The sequence below is a fragment of the Limibacter armeniacum genome (assembly GCF_036880985.1).
GTDB classification, from domain to species: Bacteria; Bacteroidota; Bacteroidia; order Cytophagales; family Flammeovirgaceae; genus Limibacter; species Limibacter armeniacum.
In genome coordinates this window covers 620,608-634,752 of sequence record NZ_JBAJNO010000009.1, presented here as the reverse complement: position 1 = coordinate 634,752, position 14,145 = coordinate 620,608, and the positions used below count along the sequence as shown (strand labels likewise).

Below are 14,145 nucleotides of genomic sequence, written 5' to 3'. Positions count from 1 at the left end.
CACAGATAAACCTATTCGTTAGCAGCAATTCAAAAAGATGAACTACCAACTGATCGCAAACAGACCTGTTAGCTGTGAGATGATCAAGAGGCACGAAGATATCGAGATGTTCATGATAGAAGTTGAGGGGATGAAAACGCAATATGACATACACGAAAGCGGAAAGCCTCACAAGACATTCGCATGCTACGAGACAGCGCTATGCCACTTCAGGCAAATGGTACTATCCAGACTGAATAGACAGGTTGAGATAGGATATGCAAAGAACTAATAAAAAGGGCAGCCTCTATTTGCAATCTGTAGGCTGCCCTCAATAAGAATCTCACTCCAAATATAGTAACTGATATGTGTGTGAACAAGGTTCCTAAGCACGGAGGATTTACAAAGTTAATAAATCCTTTTCTACAGAATCCAAACCTTTCCTTAAAGGCTAAAGGTCTTTTGGCACAATGCAAGTCTTTTCCTGAAGACTGGAAATTCAACACAAAAGGTATAGCCAAGTATTGTAAGGAGGGTGTAACCTCTGTCGGCAACACACTTGCTGAACTTGAAAAGCATGGGTATGCCAAAAGAGTAAAAGTTAGGGATGACCACGGTAGGTTTAGTGACTACAGCTGGGAGTTTGCTGACCAGCCAGTTTTTAAACCAGAATCAGGTTATCCAGTAACGGATTATCCACTCACGGAAAACCCAAGAGTGGAAAAACCAGTAATGGATAATCCACTCACGGAAAACCTGACACTAATAAAGAAGATATATACAAAGAAGATATATACAAATAGAGAGAGAGAAGAGCGCGTGTGCGAGGAGGTGGATTTTTCAAATGAGCACAAAACACCTTCGCCTTCTGACGAAAACTATCAACCTGAAGAGACAACCCCCCAGTTGCGCAGCACCCCCCTTCGTAATGCCAACTACTCTGTGGATGGCAAGGCAGTGGATGATATCATCGGCTACTACAAAGAGAACTACGTCCCAGTGTTCAACAGACTAAAAGACAGATGTGGTGGTGAGATCAGACGGGATAAGATACTAGCAGCCTATGCTAAAAGCAGAGATGGTAAGAGCTACAACAACGATGAACACCTCCGATGTGATGTGAATCTTTTCATTGAAAACTTCGATGATAATAAATATGAAACAGCTAAGAGATCTAACAGCAGCCGAAATGCAGAGAGCAAAGGTAATGCATACCAAACAGAAGCAGAGTACTGGAGCAAGCGAGACAGGCAGCAAGACACAGCAAAGCCAAGAGGTATCAGGGCTATTAACGGCTCAAATGACTGAAGAGCAACAAAGGCAGTATGCACGGAATTGCTGGTGGAATATGTGCCTTGAGGCTGAAAAGCTATACGGGCAGCTGGATGACTGGACAAAAGAGCTCTATGGCATGATGACCGCTTACTGTCTTGGTTATAGCTTTTTGTGCAAACAATACAACATAGATCCCAGTAAAGGGTTGCTGCTGTCAGGCGCGCCAGGTATCGGCAAGACCAGTGTCATGAAACACTTTAGGCAAAGGTTTCCAGATTTCAACGCTAAGCTCTACTACTGCCATGATATCCGGATTGAGGCTATGTCCAATGACAGCTTCACGGAAGGTTACCGGAAAAAGCAACATATGATCTTTGATGATTTTGGCTTGGAAGGAGAAGTAAAGCGGTATGGTAACACGATCGCCCCAATGAATGACATCATCTATTTCCGACATCGGATGTTCAAGGATAACGGCTTTAAAAGCCATTTTACCACAAATCTTCCCATGAAAGAGATCAGGGACCGGTATGATTTCAGGATGGTCGATCGCTTAAAAGAGATGGTAAGTATTGTGCCATTGGATCGAGAAGAATCTTACAGGAAATAACCAACAAAACCGATGATCACACACAAGATCGAAATACAGGAAAAAGACCTCTTTGTCAAAAGGACCTTCTGGAACAATGAGATCAGAGGCAGAACCTACTACTACGTGGTGGCAATTGACAAGGAGCTGGTGACCTGCCGCAATACCGTCACAGGACTGAGCCGTGAGTTTTTCCGGGATAACCTAGAAAGGCAAAAGAATGGGCTCAAGCGGGTAGGAGGAAAGAAGCTCACAGAAATCCTTTTAGGTCACTGGGAAGAAGCAGTGGCAAATGTTTAAATCTTCAACCAAGAATACAATGCATCAACTGATAACTATATCTCAAGACCACAATGGACAGCAGGTGGTCAGTGCAAGAGAGTTGCATACAAAACTGCGAGTAGGGAAACGCTTCACTACATGGATGGAGCTAAGAATTGATAAGTATGGATTTATTGAAGGGGAAGACTTTGAAAAACTTGCTTCCCAAAATGGGGAAGCAAGTTGGGGTGGTCATAACAAGGTGGATTACGCCATCACCCTGTCAATGGCAAAGGAGCTTTGCATGGTGGAGAATAATGAATTAGGTCGGCAGTACAGACGCTACCTGATCAAGATGGAGAAAGTAGCCTTACAGCAAATCAATACTTCATTACCCAACTTCAATGACCCAGTTGCAGCGGCAAGGGCTTGGGCTGACCAGATGGAGGAAAGGAAAAAGGTAGAACAAGAAGTAATGGTCTTGATGCCAAAAGCACGAGCATGGGAACGCTTCTGTGATCACAACGGGCTACTGAATACCGAACAGATCAGTAAGTATTTCGGTTTCTCCTCAGCCATAAAGATGAACCGTGACCTTGTAGACCGAAAGATTATCAAGCGAGATCCCGCAGGGAACAACACTTGGTTACTGACAGCCAGGTACTCACCTGCAAGCCTCGGCTTTGAGATTGCCCGACTGACTTGGGGAGAGCATGGAGGTAAAGACCGTGGGCATCTGAAGTGGACAAAGCGAGGTGTTCAATTTCTTGATTCGATTTACAACGGCCAAAAACAACTTTTCTAATCATGGACAGACAAGAGAACAGAGAAATGCTGAGAGACTTCACTACATATGAATTAATTCTTTTAGATCAGATAATGTCAGAGGCAATTACTACAGGTCTTTTAAGTACACAGAATGCCCAAGGTAAGCAGGAGCCGGATGTAGGGGAACTGTTCCTGAAAGTCAGAAACGCAAGGAGTAGGAGAGAAGATGAACTGAGTGAAGAAGGTGCGTAAGGCTGATACCTCAACACTCCTGACAGACCTTGTCTTGGCTGAAATGCTAGAGGTAGTCAACCTAGCTACAGGTGAGGTCAACACAGGAACATGGAAACACTTCAGAAACGCTTATATCAAAAACAACTGGAACCTGTATTATGCCTTTGTCATGCTTATGATCGAGCGGAAGAATACAGGATGTATTAGGTTTCAGGAAAAGATCTATCAGAAATAAAAAATTCAAGATTGAGGAGAACTTACTTACCTATTCGAAATACCCGATTGAATTGTATTACAACTCTCAGCTAGAAACAGAGCAGAAGTGAAAGTGGAATCGAAAAAGTAGGGGTCAAAGTGTTGATTTACAGGTCGTGTAGGTAAAAGTCGACTCCTGGATATGCAGGATGGAAGGAGGAGGGAAGTAAATTAAGATTTTAATCTTGTAAGCTTTTTTATTAGATAGGAATCTTCTTAACTCTTTATAACTAACCTTAAAATAGTGTTATTTCAATAAAAAGTTGTGTGGAATTGACTATGGTTATATTTTGGGAGGATAGAGCTAAAACTAACTCCAATAATAAACTAAACATATAAAAATGGATCAGCAAGACTTAAGAATGAAAGCAGCCATGATCGTTTATGCATTAGAAAAAGCCTTAGGCGAATATGTGTTGCAAAATGAGGAGCTGGAGGAAGATATTTCAATAGGGAATAAAAATGAAGTAATATCAAGAGAAAAAACAAAAGGAAATAACATCAGTAATGATGATCTATCCATAATAATAGAATCTAGTTACTTAAATGAGGTTTTTAATTTTGCTATAGATGTTACTAAAGGTACTGTTTTTCATGCTTATATGAAGTCTTTGAAAGAATATTCTTCGTTGATGAAAATATTCGATATTAGAAATGCTGTTAGTCACCCTAATCGACCATTTCCTGATTGTTACTGGTATCGTGCGGCAACTATTGCGAGTGACCCCTTAATTGAAAAACTTAAACTAACTAGAGTTAGAAAGGCCTTAATTTCTGCTGAAGCAGGGAATATAACTTCTCCACCAGATGAATGGTTAAATAGCGTAAAATGGGCTATACCTAATTCTCTTCCCAATTCTTTTGATCATGAGATTACAGGATTGTTAGGTAGAGATAAAGAATTCAAAGATCTTAATAATGTCTTGTCAAAAGCAAGAAATAATCTCATTGCTGTTGTTGCTCCAGGTGGTGTAGGTAAGACAGCTCTAATATTACAATATCTAAAAGACTTAACTCTAAGTCCGGAATGGAGTGGTAAGATTGAGGCTGTAGTATTTTGCACATTAAAGAATGAAAGATTAACAGCTGATGGTGTTGAAAAAATAGAAGCTATAAATGGAATTGAGCAAATTAAGGAATCAATATTAAATGACCTTAAAGAGATTTATAGTGGTGAGGAACTTACATCCTTTGATGATGCTTTAAATAAATTAGAAGAAAGAAGGATATTAATATGTATCGATAATCTTGAGACCTTATTAATGCATTCTCAAGAAAAATTTATAGAATTTAACCAATCACTTCCTTTACTGTGGAGAGTCATAGTTACTAGTAGAATATCTATTGACTCGGCAACTACGGTGTCTTTAGAGCCTTTAGATAAAAAGCATGCAGTTAATTTAGGTAGGAATTATTTTAGAAAAAGAGGTGTTAATAATTTCAATCACGAAGATCTAGAAAGAATAGCTGAAGCTGCAAATAATAACCCTCTTGCTATTAGATTAACAATTGATTTATATATTAAGGGTATTGATATTACACTGTCAATTGATAAATCTCAAAAAAATATTGCTTTATTTTCGTATACAAACTTAATTGAGTCTCTTAGAAAAGAGTCTATTGCTATATTAGAGGCAATATATGCTACAGGAGATTCTACAAAGTCTGAATTAATTGAGTTTTTAGATTTTACTAATGAAGAAATTACAGAATCAATAAATGAATTATCTAAAACAAGCTTAATTATTCGCTCTGTCAGTGACTATGGAAACGACAACTATAAGCTTAGTGATTCTGTTAGGGATTTATTATTAGTTAATCCTAAGAATATTGAAGTTAGAACGTTGATAACTAATAACCTAAAAAGAAGGAAAGTAAAGGTACTAGAGCAAAAGTATAGAGATCAAAAGTTAGGTTTAACAGAGTTTGATGAGTCGTTTGTTGAAAGTGATACAGAAGAAGCGATATATGCATTAATTGCGGACTTAAATAAATACACGCAATCAAACATTAAAAGATCTCACGATAATTTAGTGGATATCAAAAAAAGGTTTGTTGACTTGCTGAATTATTATCCAAATAATTTTCAATTACACTTCCATTATTCTAGAGTCTTGAAAGAGTTTCGAGATAGTAATGAAATAAGGTATTTGAATAGGGCAAAGGAGTTGAAAGGAGATAATCCAAGAATTAGTTTGGCAATTGCCTTGTATTATTTCTATAATAAAGACTATCATACAGCAGAGTTTGAGTTTTCAAACTTAATTGATAAAAGATATAATGACCCCAATTTATCAAATGAAAATTACAGTTTTAGTGTAACAAAATGTTATTTACAAAGCTTATTACACCAAGGGAAGTATGATGAAATAATGGCTTTTACAGAAGGTTGGGAAGAAAATGCAAATTGGTACTTGCAATATGGAATACATCGAGCATCTTCTTTAAAAAGATCTGTTGAATTAGAGGTTGAATATTCTAAAAATATCCAAAGCACAGTTAAGACTATTCGAGCATCGATGGAGATTTTTAACAAAATCTTCAATAAAGAAGGTTATGATTCATCTGTGTGTGCGGAAGCTTACAAGTTGATTAGATTATTTGAGTCGATATTAAATTATAAAGACAAATATCCTAAAGATTTTTTATTGGAATGTGTTTCTTTTATAGCAAGCCGTTTTTCAGAAATGGTTATACGACTTAAGGAGGTTGATATTGACTCACATAATATACAGGTTCTATTAAAGAAATTTTATAATCTAGATATTGAAAATAACCCTCTACATGTGGTTAAATGGTATGATCCCAAGCCAAAAAATGTTTACGACCAAGAACATATAAAAGAGTTAGTTTTATTAGATTATACAATAGTGGATGTATATCATATTCCTGAAGATGATAATGAGAGCTTTCCTAATTTTATTTTTGCGAAGGATAAGTCTGGAGATCAATATTATTTAAATGTTAGGAATTTTGAAGGAGGTTGGTATAGATGGGTTTACTTTGAGAAAGGTACTAAATTAGCAATCAAGTTTATAGAAAGTAAAAAAGGGTATAATCAAGCTCATACTGCAATAGAAATTATTGAAGTTGAGAAAGTTGAGTAACTTAAAAGCATATTTATCACAAATACTTTTGTATGTTATTGTATCTTAATTATTCATACAAGAGTATTTGTGATAAGCATTATCAACTAAATTAAAGTATTAGTCAGTCCTTTTTTTCTCCAGCATCTTCTCAAACATGCTTTGTATCTGTTTATCCTTCTCCTGATTTCGCTTATCAAGTCTAATTACTGCAAGAATAAGGGCTGTATCCAACGTCAACTTCCCCACAAAAGCGGTTAATCCTTCAAACTCTGCTACTGGCACTTGCAATAAATCCATATTGGCGAATAGTGGCACAGATAGTAGCATCATCTTACTTACGATTGTGTTATTCATAGCTGTTCACTTTTACGATCAGATAATTTGCAGTTGCCACTCCTGCTCACCAATACTGTCCCATAGTGTTTTGCAGGTTTTAGTGGAGTTGGTTACGTCTTTCCTGCCATCTCGGTTAATATCTACATGCTTATCACCCAGCAGCACACAGCCTTGGATATGGGTGTAGTAGTTGCCCGGATGGATCAGGATAAAGGTGCGTCCAGGTACTCCCGTGATTTCAAAGTGCCAGCCTCGTTTCTCTGTTTTTCGTGGAGTTACTGTGTAAGTGCCCCTTGGAATACAGCTGATGTTTCTTTGGTTGCTCTTGTCTGACAGCTCCAGTGTGCAGGCTTCCATCAGTTGGTTAATGCCATTGTAAACATGTAGACGGCCAAGTGTCTGTACACCGTCATCTTGCAAGCGTGTAAGTATCCCTTTGATCATTTTGTATAATTGCTTAGTCGTTTGAAAGAATTTAAAAATAAAAAAAGCTATATTTAGGAAGGACATAACGATTAAACATATACGCTATGAGTCGTGGAAAATTCATAGGTAAAAACTCATTTTTATTGATAGGGACAACACCTTCTGCACTTTGTAGTAAGGTGTTTTTTTTGCTCTATTAGCTACCAATCAGCAGCTGGTATTGCTCAGGTGTGATCTTGCCCAATACCAATGCAATGGCAGCCAGAGCGGTGACTACAGTTGTAATCAGCTGTACCCAGTCCGTCTGACCTTCCTTGGTCAAGCCTTTGGAGCTTCGTACAACATCAGGAACTACAACAGATAGGAGCGGTAACCCACCCATTACACCGTTGCCAAATGAGATCAGCGCTTTGCCGAACTTCGTCTCTTTAAATGGTTTCATCATAAAACTGTTTAAACGATTAAGAAAATATATTAACTTTATGGTACACTAAAATGACTTTTTTAATGAGCAATTCTGTCCGTAAAAACAATACCCTTCGCCGTTATGAGCGTATCTGTCAGTTTATCAACAGCAAGTATCAGGAGCGTGCCGATCGGTACCGCCATTTGCGTACCCATATCAATATCCGCTACGATGATATCCTGCAGGATGCTGCTGTGGAGTTTGACCTTTCATTCAATACCATTTACAAGATTTACCGTAACAGGCCTGAAGGTGGCTATCTTCAGCAACAAACTGCATAGGTTACCCTGTATCTGGATTGTATGGTTCTGACCTTTCCAACTTGCCTTATGTCTGAATCACCAATCCTCTCTAACATCATTCCTGAGTGGGATAGGATCTTCCACAGCTCGTCTGAAAGGTCATCCACATCAAAGCCATCCTCATGGAGGAAAGTGTTGCCCTCAAGGCGATCCATATACGAGTACTTATATTCGTCATGTGAGATATGGAATATCACCTCGGCTTTGGCTTTCTGTCCGCAACTGCTTTGGTTCTCGTACCCTGTATCAGCAAACTGCACTGCAATCCATGGGAAGGATGCCGTATTCTCATCGGTGTCCTCCTCAAATTGCCGCTTGTATCGGGACACCCTTTTGATGGCGGGCATGCCTGTGATAATGGTCTCTGCCAGTGTCTTGAATAATTGTTTTCTGCTCATCTGAATACTGCGCTGATACGGTTGATATAATGCTGTCTCATTTCCCTGAGCAATTCCTCAGACTTTCCGATAAACTGCCGCTGTGGTATCTTGATCGGGTGTGGCTTGGTAAATCCCGAAGCATTGGCAGCATTGACCTTTCGCATCCAAGCCAATCTTGTATCACCTTTTTTGTCTGTCAATATCTTGTAAGGGGTTCCACCGGGATGGGAAATGGTATCTCCCTCATTATGGGCCTTGGCATAGCGGCGGTCTGTACCAATGGTAAAGCTATCTATTCCCACTTTCAATATCCTGACAGAACGGCGGAGGTCACCCGACTGAACCAATAGACCACGGCTTTTGCTTCTGACCTTCTCCCTTGAAGAGCCGGATTTAAATAGGCGTGAACGCTGCCCATCATTTTTCCTTTCAGGCCATGGCTTACCATCCCATGCTTCCTTCTTGAAGGCATCACGGGTATAGTCCAAGGCTATCTCTGCCAGTTCTTCGGGCAATCGCCTGAGTACGTTTGCCAGATTGGAGCGAAGCTTATCAATTTTGTTTTTGTGACTCATGCAATTGTGTCAATGTCTGGATCAGTATCCTGCTTAGGTTTGCTACCATCCAGAATAAACTCGATTTCCAAATCGGAAAGATTAGTGGTGTGCTTTAGCCACAGCTTTTCCTCTTCCCTTGTCAGTTGCTCGTTTTTCTCAACCTTGGCCCTGATTTTTTCTAGTTTCTTATCCATCCTTTTGCTTTTAGTAGTTTGGTGATTTCTTTCGCTATAGGAGCAAAGTCCTCTTCGCTCCACTGGTATGGGATTGTTTTCTCCGCCTGCACCCTGACCATATCAAGGAAGCGTTGCTCCCCACTTACCTGGGCAATATACTGGCTGTAAGCCCTTGCCCAAATTTCGTCTTTACTGATCAGGTATCGAAGGTGTTTACGCATATTCCCATAAATAGGCTCACCATTCAACACCCCACTGTTGAGCGACTCCTTCAGTGACTTGATGGCTTTACTGTCATCAACAGCCGTAAAGAAATCTTTCATCAGGTTTCCAGTCCTGTTGCCAGTCTCAAACCTGTTTTTACTTCCCAATGCCTGATAGTCCAGAAAGTGCCCGATCTCATGCCAGATGGTCAGTTCCTTGTGGTCACCTGTGGTATTGATCTTTATCTCTATTGGTGTTCCGTTGATGTAGTGACGGAAATAACCATAGGCATTCATGCGACTGGTTCCCTTGAATGGTATCTGATCCAGCACCCCATCACCATGGATGCTGTCCAGTACCCGAAGGGCTTCCTTGTATTCCTTGTTGATGTTTCGGCTTACACTTGAGAATGCAGAAGAAACAGGCGTGCCTGCCGGTTTAGATGAAGGTGTATCCTTGGCAGCAAGTTGCTTGCCTTTCTTCTTTATTTCCCCAGCTTCCTTTGCCGGTACATTGGAATAGTATGGATGATTGTCAGGGAATACCACACCATCTTTTGCGGGGTTGAATCGGAACATTGTTTGATTGTTCGTTGCGAGCTCTCCAGCCTTCATGGCATTCGCAGAGTTGGAAAGTGTTCCGGCACGTTCCTTCATCACCTTTCTTACATCACATCGGCAAGCCCATCCGTTTGGTGGGAAGTACTTGCCCCAGAATGGGTCATCCATTTCCAATGTGATATTATCCAGCCTGGCATGCTGTGGCCTTACCCTTCCGTCTCCAACAGTCTCATACCTCAGTACATGGGTGTCCTTGTCCTTGTAGAACTGCATCCACTTGCTTGACATTCGGCTGGTAGCTACAGCATTGTTGTACTCGGCACGAAGGTAATTCTTGTTGTACTGACCGTGGACAGCCTCCACCGCATCACGGAAGACGTTGAATGGGCGTTTCTCTCCAGTGTCAGGATCCATCAGCATACCGCTGACTTCCTTCAACTGGTGATAGGTCTTGAATCCGGAAAACACAAAAACATTCTCTTTCAGGCTTTCCAGCATCCTGAAGTCCGGACTGTTGTACTCCACTGAGTCAAGGCTTTTGCCATACCCTTCCTGCACCCCTTCCCAAAGCAATCCAGCTGTTCGGGAAACCATTGCTTGGGGAAATGGGATATCAGCCCCGGCATAGATCAGCCTTGCAATACTGAGCAGGTCAGAAAGTAACTTGTCTGTTTCTTCTGACAGGTCAAAGGTTTCAACAGCATTCGCATCCATTCCCCCCAGTGCCATGTGCAGCTGAGGGGCTACCGAAAAAAAACGCATATCCTCTTTCTTGCCTTCCTGCGTTTTCTCCTTCTGGTCTTCAGCCTCCCTTTCCTGTTCAGGTCTTTTTTCCTCATCCAGCAAGGCCGAGAACACAAAGCGTAAACCCTTGAAGTTATAAGGTCCTTGCCTTTCGGTCAGGAAAGGCAGTACCCTGTCCGTGATCTCAAATGAGAGGTTGCGCATCCTTTCCATCTTGTAGGCACTGCTGGTGTTCTCATGTACCTTGGCTTCTGCATATCCGCTTCCGGCTTGGCTTGAGCTGGTGCCAGTTTGTCCAGAAATGCCCCATGAGATTTCCTCATTGCAGGCCTCACGGATATTCATGTAAATCTCATGCGGCTTGGAGCGGGAGTCGTAGACCAGGTCGACCTCGTCATCAACATCAATGGTCAGGACCTTATTGCTTCCTGAATTGGCCACCTTGTCAATGAATTTATTCTCCTCCTCATCATCCGCACCATCCAGCTTGCCAACTGTCCAAGGCATGGCAAACTGCTCACTGTGCTGTGCCATATCTCGCCTTGCGTTTAGTTTCCAGATTGATTCACGGGCAATGTTCTCCAGCAGTCCAAGGTTATCCACTTCCCCAAACTCAAGCACATTCAGGCTGAATGGTTCCTCCCGGTAAGGTATCCCAAAAGTTGGGTTGTTTGGGTCAAACAGCACCAGCCCTGTCTGGGGATTGACTGACCAGCGTGGTGCAGCTTTCACCTTTTGGACCTCCCCATTGTCCTGCCAGAAGAAGTCAAGCACTGTCACGCCCCAGAACTCTGTGCGGAGAATCTCCCGCATGGCAGAAAAGAACCAGGCGTTCTTCAGCTGGTTGGTCTTTTTCTTGTTGACATTGCCCTTCTCATCCACCAGTACAAAAGGCTCTTCCAATATCTTGGCAACCGTGGTGCGCAACTCAGCTGAAACCTTATTGTCCTTGACGGTTTGAAGGTAGAGTTTGTACAGTTCCGACCGGTTGAAATAAGGTGGCTGGTTGGCGATATTGATGGCATCTTCCAGCTTCTGCACTTCCATGTTTGCCCTGTATTCACGGGGCGAGGAATAGACGTGTTTCCTTTTCTTCTGCTCTTCAGTCGGGTGTCCTGATGTGGGTTGCTTGGATTGTTTCGCTCTTCCCAAAAAGCCTTTTATGGTATCGAGTATCATTAGTGACTGCGTTTAGTGTTTGCCGTTAACTTGAACCGTGTGCGGGGCGTTTCCATGTCTTCCTCCAATGCCCTTGGCAGCATAAGCCCGATCTTGCCCTCTGCCACTTTTTCCAGATATGCGAGGGTGTTGTTGTAGTCGTAAAGGATATCCTCAGGCATTATTGGCGCTTTCTTGTGAAGTCGGTACAGCACGATATTGATGCAGTGTTCCATGATGTCGGGGTCACGGTCTGTACCGGTTGCCGAGAAGATGGCATCCACATCAAACTTCTGGTGGATGTAGTTCTTCACCTTGGCAATGGCAGCCGTCTCTGCCATGTCCAACACCAATGGATCCTCATCAATAAGGTGCTGCAGGTTGACACCCTTGATCAGGTGCCTATAGTCGCTTTCTGTCAGGAATGTGGCCATCTATCGTCCTTTTCTGTACTTGTTGTATTCGGTCTCAAAGTAGCGGCACAGGAAATAGTCCATGGAGTCCGAACAGTGCCCGTATTTCTCATACCTGACCCCTGTGGTGGAATCGGTCACCATTTCCTTGAATTTCTTGCCGTCCGGTGCCTGCTTGACGTATTTCACATCATCAATGGATTTCTTGCAGTGGTCTGCTATCACCACCTCAATGCCTTCGTATTCCTCAAAGAATATCCTGTTGATAAACTCCCCCCTCATCACCACCGAAGGGTTGGCTTTCGGTACCCTGACCTGAGGGCTGTACTGTTTCAGGTCCCGCTTCAGTACCCTGTAAAGGTTGTAGCCCTTTTCCAGCTTGGCATCTGATTTCCGGCTGGTCGAATCCCCATAAAGGAACATGCCTGCCTGATGGTTCTTGTACTTGGACTTGATGTCCATCACCACATGGGCAAAGCTGTTATTGGGAGACTCAGGGCATATCTCATCAATCTGCCAAGCCCTTTTACCTTCCGCCTGCCATACCGTACAGGTAGGATGCGGGTTCACGTTCTCATCAAAGGAGAGGTGAAGTGGCAATTCTGGATTGTAATCAACCTTCCCAGTGTGAAGGTTTGGCCTGAAATGGCGGTAGAATTCCGCTCCAGTATCTAGCTTACCCCAGTCGCCCAAGGCATAGATATTATAGTAGTTGCGGTCAAATTTCTTGTCCCGCTCAAAGTCCTTTACCGTGTGCTCGTCATAGAAACCATGCTCCCCATCAGGATGCCCCACCACCCAGTAGTTGTCCAGGTAAGTGGTCTTGATCAGCATCATGTCCCCGTCAACATTGATACGCTTGAAGCTCTCCTCAGAAAGCTCGCTGTACTCAATCCCTTCTATGTGTTTGGGTTGTTCAATCCACTGCTCGTTATCCAGCACATGTTTCTTGATCCAGTGGCCTTCATCAATCGGGTTCCATAGGCCAACAATCTGCTGACCGGGCATTCCCCTCAGACGTTTTCTGGTCTGCTTGAAATCCTCATAATCAAACTGGGTCATCTCTTCAAGCAGCACCCTCTTGAAGGAGGAAATCCCCTTGATCTTTTCCGAGTCATCCAAGCCTCGGAAACGAATCAGCCCATTGCTTTTGCTCTCAATCTGTCTCCGGATAATCCTATAAAGCGGGTCCAGTTCCCAGTCACTGATGACCTTCTTGAAGTCGGCATAGATTGAGTCGTCAATGTCGGTACTGAACTTCCTGACCACCATTGTGCGGTTGCCCTCAGCCAATGCCTCCACCACCACCCGCTGCACCATACTGTAGGTCTTGGCCGCAGAGGAACCGCCATAGATGAAAACAAACCTGATGGACGGGTCCTTGAACGCAGCATCGATATGCCAGTAGAGTGGATTGAATAAGTGCCTGTCAAAGTTTACCGTCATTTATAGTTTACCGTTATCTCCCCATCATTGATTGAAATCTCCTGCTTGTCCGGCTCATTGAAGCCCAATTGCTTGTTAAGCATCTCCAGTGCCTTGAGCTTGTTGTACATCTCGTAATTGACCTCCTCAATCAAGTGGAGACCATCCTTGTCAAACTTATTGTTAACCCTGATAGCAGAAATGGCAGCCTTCTCATCTTCAGTAAGGTCTTCCCAGTCCTTCAATTCCCGCCAGTCCTTCCGCAGGTTGGCTGGAGAGGCAAAAGCAATCTTCTTCAGCTCCAGTGCCACCTTCAAGGCAGAGAGTCCAGCCTGTTTGGCAATGTCTGTCCTAAGCTCGTTGAGCACTTCCTGTATTTCAGGTTTTTTCAGGTTCTCATTGCCCATGCTGTAGGCTGTGCGCTCACTATATCCCGCTGCGATTGCTGCACGGGTGGCGTTCCAGTCAATGATGTACTCCTCACAAAACCTGCGTTGCTTGTCGGAGAGCGTCTTCTTCTTAGCCATAGTTTCGATACCTGATAAAAC

The 14,145-nt window shown here is 42.6% G+C and carries 19 protein-coding genes; 9 read left to right on the top strand and 10 right to left on the bottom strand.

Translation table 11 applies throughout. The features are described 5' to 3' along the window. Positions 1 to 37: 37 nt before the first annotated feature. From V6R21_RS20380 to V6R21_RS20345, 8 genes are all read left to right on the top strand, one after another. Complete coding sequence (locus V6R21_RS20380) at positions 38 to 271, top strand: hypothetical protein (protein WP_334245399.1); 234 nt, start codon at positions 38 to 40, stop codon at positions 269 to 271. A 74-nt stretch (positions 272 to 345) separates the two neighbouring features. Beyond that, the gene (locus tag V6R21_RS20375; protein ID WP_334245398.1) at positions 346 to 1,287 is read left to right on the top strand and encodes a helix-turn-helix domain-containing protein; all 942 of its coding nucleotides are present in this window, start codon (positions 346 to 348) and stop codon (positions 1,285 to 1,287) included. After that, positions 1,280 to 1,864 carry a P-loop NTPase family protein gene (locus V6R21_RS20370; RefSeq protein ID WP_334245397.1) on the top strand — a complete coding sequence of 195 codons (585 nt, stop codon included), beginning with the start codon at positions 1,280 to 1,282 and terminating at the stop codon, positions 1,862 to 1,864. Before V6R21_RS20375 ends, V6R21_RS20370 begins: the two co-directional genes overlap by 8 nt. A 12-nt stretch (positions 1,865 to 1,876) precedes the next feature. Continuing rightward, on the top strand, positions 1,877 to 2,143 hold the full coding sequence (locus tag V6R21_RS20365; RefSeq protein WP_334245396.1) for a hypothetical protein: 267 nt from the start codon (positions 1,877 to 1,879) through the stop codon (positions 2,141 to 2,143). 19 nt (positions 2,144 to 2,162) lie between these two features. Further along, a complete protein-coding gene (locus tag V6R21_RS20360; protein WP_334245395.1) occupies positions 2,163 to 2,909 on the top strand; it encodes an antA/AntB antirepressor family protein in 747 nt (248 codons plus the stop codon). A 2-nt stretch (positions 2,910 to 2,911) separates the two neighbouring features. After that, entirely contained in the window at positions 2,912 to 3,124 is a 213-nt protein-coding gene (locus V6R21_RS20355) for a hypothetical protein (protein WP_334245394.1), read from the top strand. Then, complete coding sequence (locus V6R21_RS20350) at positions 3,117 to 3,341, top strand: hypothetical protein (protein ID WP_334245393.1); 225 nt, start codon at positions 3,117 to 3,119, stop codon at positions 3,339 to 3,341. The genes V6R21_RS20355 and V6R21_RS20350 overlap by 8 nt, the downstream gene beginning before the upstream one ends. Positions 3,342 to 3,702: 361 nt before the next feature. Then, the gene (locus V6R21_RS20345) at positions 3,703 to 6,468 is read left to right on the top strand and encodes an ATP-binding protein (protein ID WP_334245392.1); all 2,766 of its coding nucleotides are present in this window, start codon (positions 3,703 to 3,705) and stop codon (positions 6,466 to 6,468) included. A gap of 99 nt (positions 6,469 to 6,567) precedes the next feature. On the opposite strand, the gene V6R21_RS20340 is transcribed toward V6R21_RS20345, so the two are convergent. The 3 genes from V6R21_RS20340 to V6R21_RS20330 all read right to left on the bottom strand — a co-directional run bounded on the left by V6R21_RS20340 (position 6,568) and on the right by V6R21_RS20330 (position 7,654). Beyond that, a complete protein-coding gene (locus V6R21_RS20340; RefSeq protein WP_334245391.1) occupies positions 6,568 to 6,804 on the bottom strand; it encodes a hypothetical protein in 237 nt (78 codons plus the stop codon). Positions 6,805 to 6,822: 18 nt separating this feature from the next. After that, positions 6,823 to 7,230, bottom strand: coding sequence for a DUF5675 family protein (locus V6R21_RS20335; RefSeq protein WP_334245390.1), 408 nt, complete (start codon positions 7,228 to 7,230; stop codon positions 6,823 to 6,825). A gap of 178 nt (positions 7,231 to 7,408) precedes the next feature. Then, positions 7,409 to 7,654 (bottom strand): hypothetical protein, encoded by a 246-nt coding sequence (locus V6R21_RS20330; protein ID WP_334243786.1) that lies wholly within the window; start codon positions 7,652 to 7,654, stop codon positions 7,409 to 7,411. 65 nt (positions 7,655 to 7,719) lie between these two features. On the opposite strand from V6R21_RS20330, the gene V6R21_RS20325 reads away from it, so the two are divergent. Next, entirely contained in the window at positions 7,720 to 7,959 is a 240-nt protein-coding gene (locus tag V6R21_RS20325) for a hypothetical protein (protein WP_334245389.1), read from the top strand. Here V6R21_RS20325 and V6R21_RS20320 read toward each other — a convergent pair. From V6R21_RS20320 to V6R21_RS20290, 7 genes are read right to left on the bottom strand one after another with little or no spacing between them, the layout of a single operon-like run. After that, positions 7,941 to 8,378, bottom strand: a complete 438-nt coding sequence (locus tag V6R21_RS20320; protein ID WP_334245388.1) for a hypothetical protein — start codon at positions 8,376 to 8,378, stop codon at positions 7,941 to 7,943. The genes V6R21_RS20325 and V6R21_RS20320 overlap by 19 nt on opposite strands. Further along, the gene (locus V6R21_RS20315) at positions 8,375 to 8,935 is read right to left on the bottom strand and encodes a phage virion morphogenesis protein (protein ID WP_334245387.1); all 561 of its coding nucleotides are present in this window, start codon (positions 8,933 to 8,935) and stop codon (positions 8,375 to 8,377) included. Before V6R21_RS20315 ends, V6R21_RS20320 begins: the two co-directional genes overlap by 4 nt. Continuing rightward, positions 8,932 to 9,111: a hypothetical protein gene (locus tag V6R21_RS20310; RefSeq protein WP_334243790.1), complete on the bottom strand. Its 180-nt coding sequence runs from the start codon at positions 9,109 to 9,111 to the stop codon at positions 8,932 to 8,934. The genes V6R21_RS20315 and V6R21_RS20310 overlap by 4 nt, the downstream gene beginning before the upstream one ends. Continuing rightward, positions 9,096 to 11,780, bottom strand: coding sequence for a phage portal protein family protein (locus V6R21_RS20305; protein WP_334245386.1), 2,685 nt, complete (start codon positions 11,778 to 11,780; stop codon positions 9,096 to 9,098). Before V6R21_RS20305 ends, V6R21_RS20310 begins: the two co-directional genes overlap by 16 nt. Next, positions 11,780 to 12,193 (bottom strand): phage protein Gp36 family protein, encoded by a 414-nt coding sequence (locus V6R21_RS20300; protein ID WP_334245385.1) that lies wholly within the window; start codon positions 12,191 to 12,193, stop codon positions 11,780 to 11,782. The genes V6R21_RS20305 and V6R21_RS20300 overlap by 1 nt, the downstream gene beginning before the upstream one ends. Continuing rightward, positions 12,194 to 13,618, bottom strand: coding sequence for a phage terminase large subunit (locus V6R21_RS20295; RefSeq protein WP_334245384.1), 1,425 nt, complete (start codon positions 13,616 to 13,618; stop codon positions 12,194 to 12,196). It lies immediately after the preceding gene. Beyond that, entirely contained in the window at positions 13,615 to 14,124 is a 510-nt protein-coding gene (locus V6R21_RS20290) for a terminase small subunit (RefSeq protein ID WP_334245383.1), read from the bottom strand. The genes V6R21_RS20295 and V6R21_RS20290 overlap by 4 nt, the downstream gene beginning before the upstream one ends. Between the last annotated feature and the right edge of the window lie 21 nt (positions 14,125 to 14,145).

Coding starts and splice junctions, on each gene's coding strand:
- V6R21_RS20380 (WP_334245399.1), top strand. CDS start 38: ATGAACTACCAACTGATCGCAAACAGACCTGTTAGCTGTGAGATGATC.
- V6R21_RS20375 (WP_334245398.1), top strand. CDS start 346: ATGTGTGTGAACAAGGTTCCTAAGCACGGAGGATTTACAAAGTTAATA.
- V6R21_RS20370 (WP_334245397.1), top strand. CDS start 1,280: ATGACTGAAGAGCAACAAAGGCAGTATGCACGGAATTGCTGGTGGAAT.
- V6R21_RS20365 (WP_334245396.1), top strand. CDS start 1,877: ATGATCACACACAAGATCGAAATACAGGAAAAAGACCTCTTTGTCAAA.
- V6R21_RS20360 (WP_334245395.1), top strand. CDS start 2,163: ATGCATCAACTGATAACTATATCTCAAGACCACAATGGACAGCAGGTG.
- V6R21_RS20355 (WP_334245394.1), top strand. CDS start 2,912: ATGGACAGACAAGAGAACAGAGAAATGCTGAGAGACTTCACTACATAT.
- V6R21_RS20345 (WP_334245392.1), top strand. CDS start 3,703: ATGGATCAGCAAGACTTAAGAATGAAAGCAGCCATGATCGTTTATGCA.
- V6R21_RS20340 (WP_334245391.1), bottom strand. CDS start 6,804: ATGAATAACACAATCGTAAGTAAGATGATGCTACTATCTGTGCCACTA.
- V6R21_RS20335 (WP_334245390.1), bottom strand. CDS start 7,230: ATGATCAAAGGGATACTTACACGCTTGCAAGATGACGGTGTACAGACA.
- V6R21_RS20330 (WP_334243786.1), bottom strand. CDS start 7,654: ATGAAACCATTTAAAGAGACGAAGTTCGGCAAAGCGCTGATCTCATTT.
- V6R21_RS20325 (WP_334245389.1), top strand. CDS start 7,720: ATGAGCAATTCTGTCCGTAAAAACAATACCCTTCGCCGTTATGAGCGT.
- V6R21_RS20320 (WP_334245388.1), bottom strand. CDS start 8,378: ATGAGCAGAAAACAATTATTCAAGACACTGGCAGAGACCATTATCACA.
- V6R21_RS20315 (WP_334245387.1), bottom strand. CDS start 8,935: ATGAGTCACAAAAACAAAATTGATAAGCTTCGCTCCAATCTGGCAAAC.
- V6R21_RS20310 (WP_334243790.1), bottom strand. CDS start 9,111: ATGGATAAGAAACTAGAAAAAATCAGGGCCAAGGTTGAGAAAAACGAG.
- V6R21_RS20305 (WP_334245386.1), bottom strand. CDS start 11,780: ATGATACTCGATACCATAAAAGGCTTTTTGGGAAGAGCGAAACAATCC.
- V6R21_RS20300 (WP_334245385.1), bottom strand. CDS start 12,193: ATGGCCACATTCCTGACAGAAAGCGACTATAGGCACCTGATCAAGGGT.
- V6R21_RS20295 (WP_334245384.1), bottom strand. CDS start 13,618: ATGACGGTAAACTTTGACAGGCACTTATTCAATCCACTCTACTGGCAT.
- V6R21_RS20290 (WP_334245383.1), bottom strand. CDS start 14,124: ATGGCTAAGAAGAAGACGCTCTCCGACAAGCAACGCAGGTTTTGTGAG.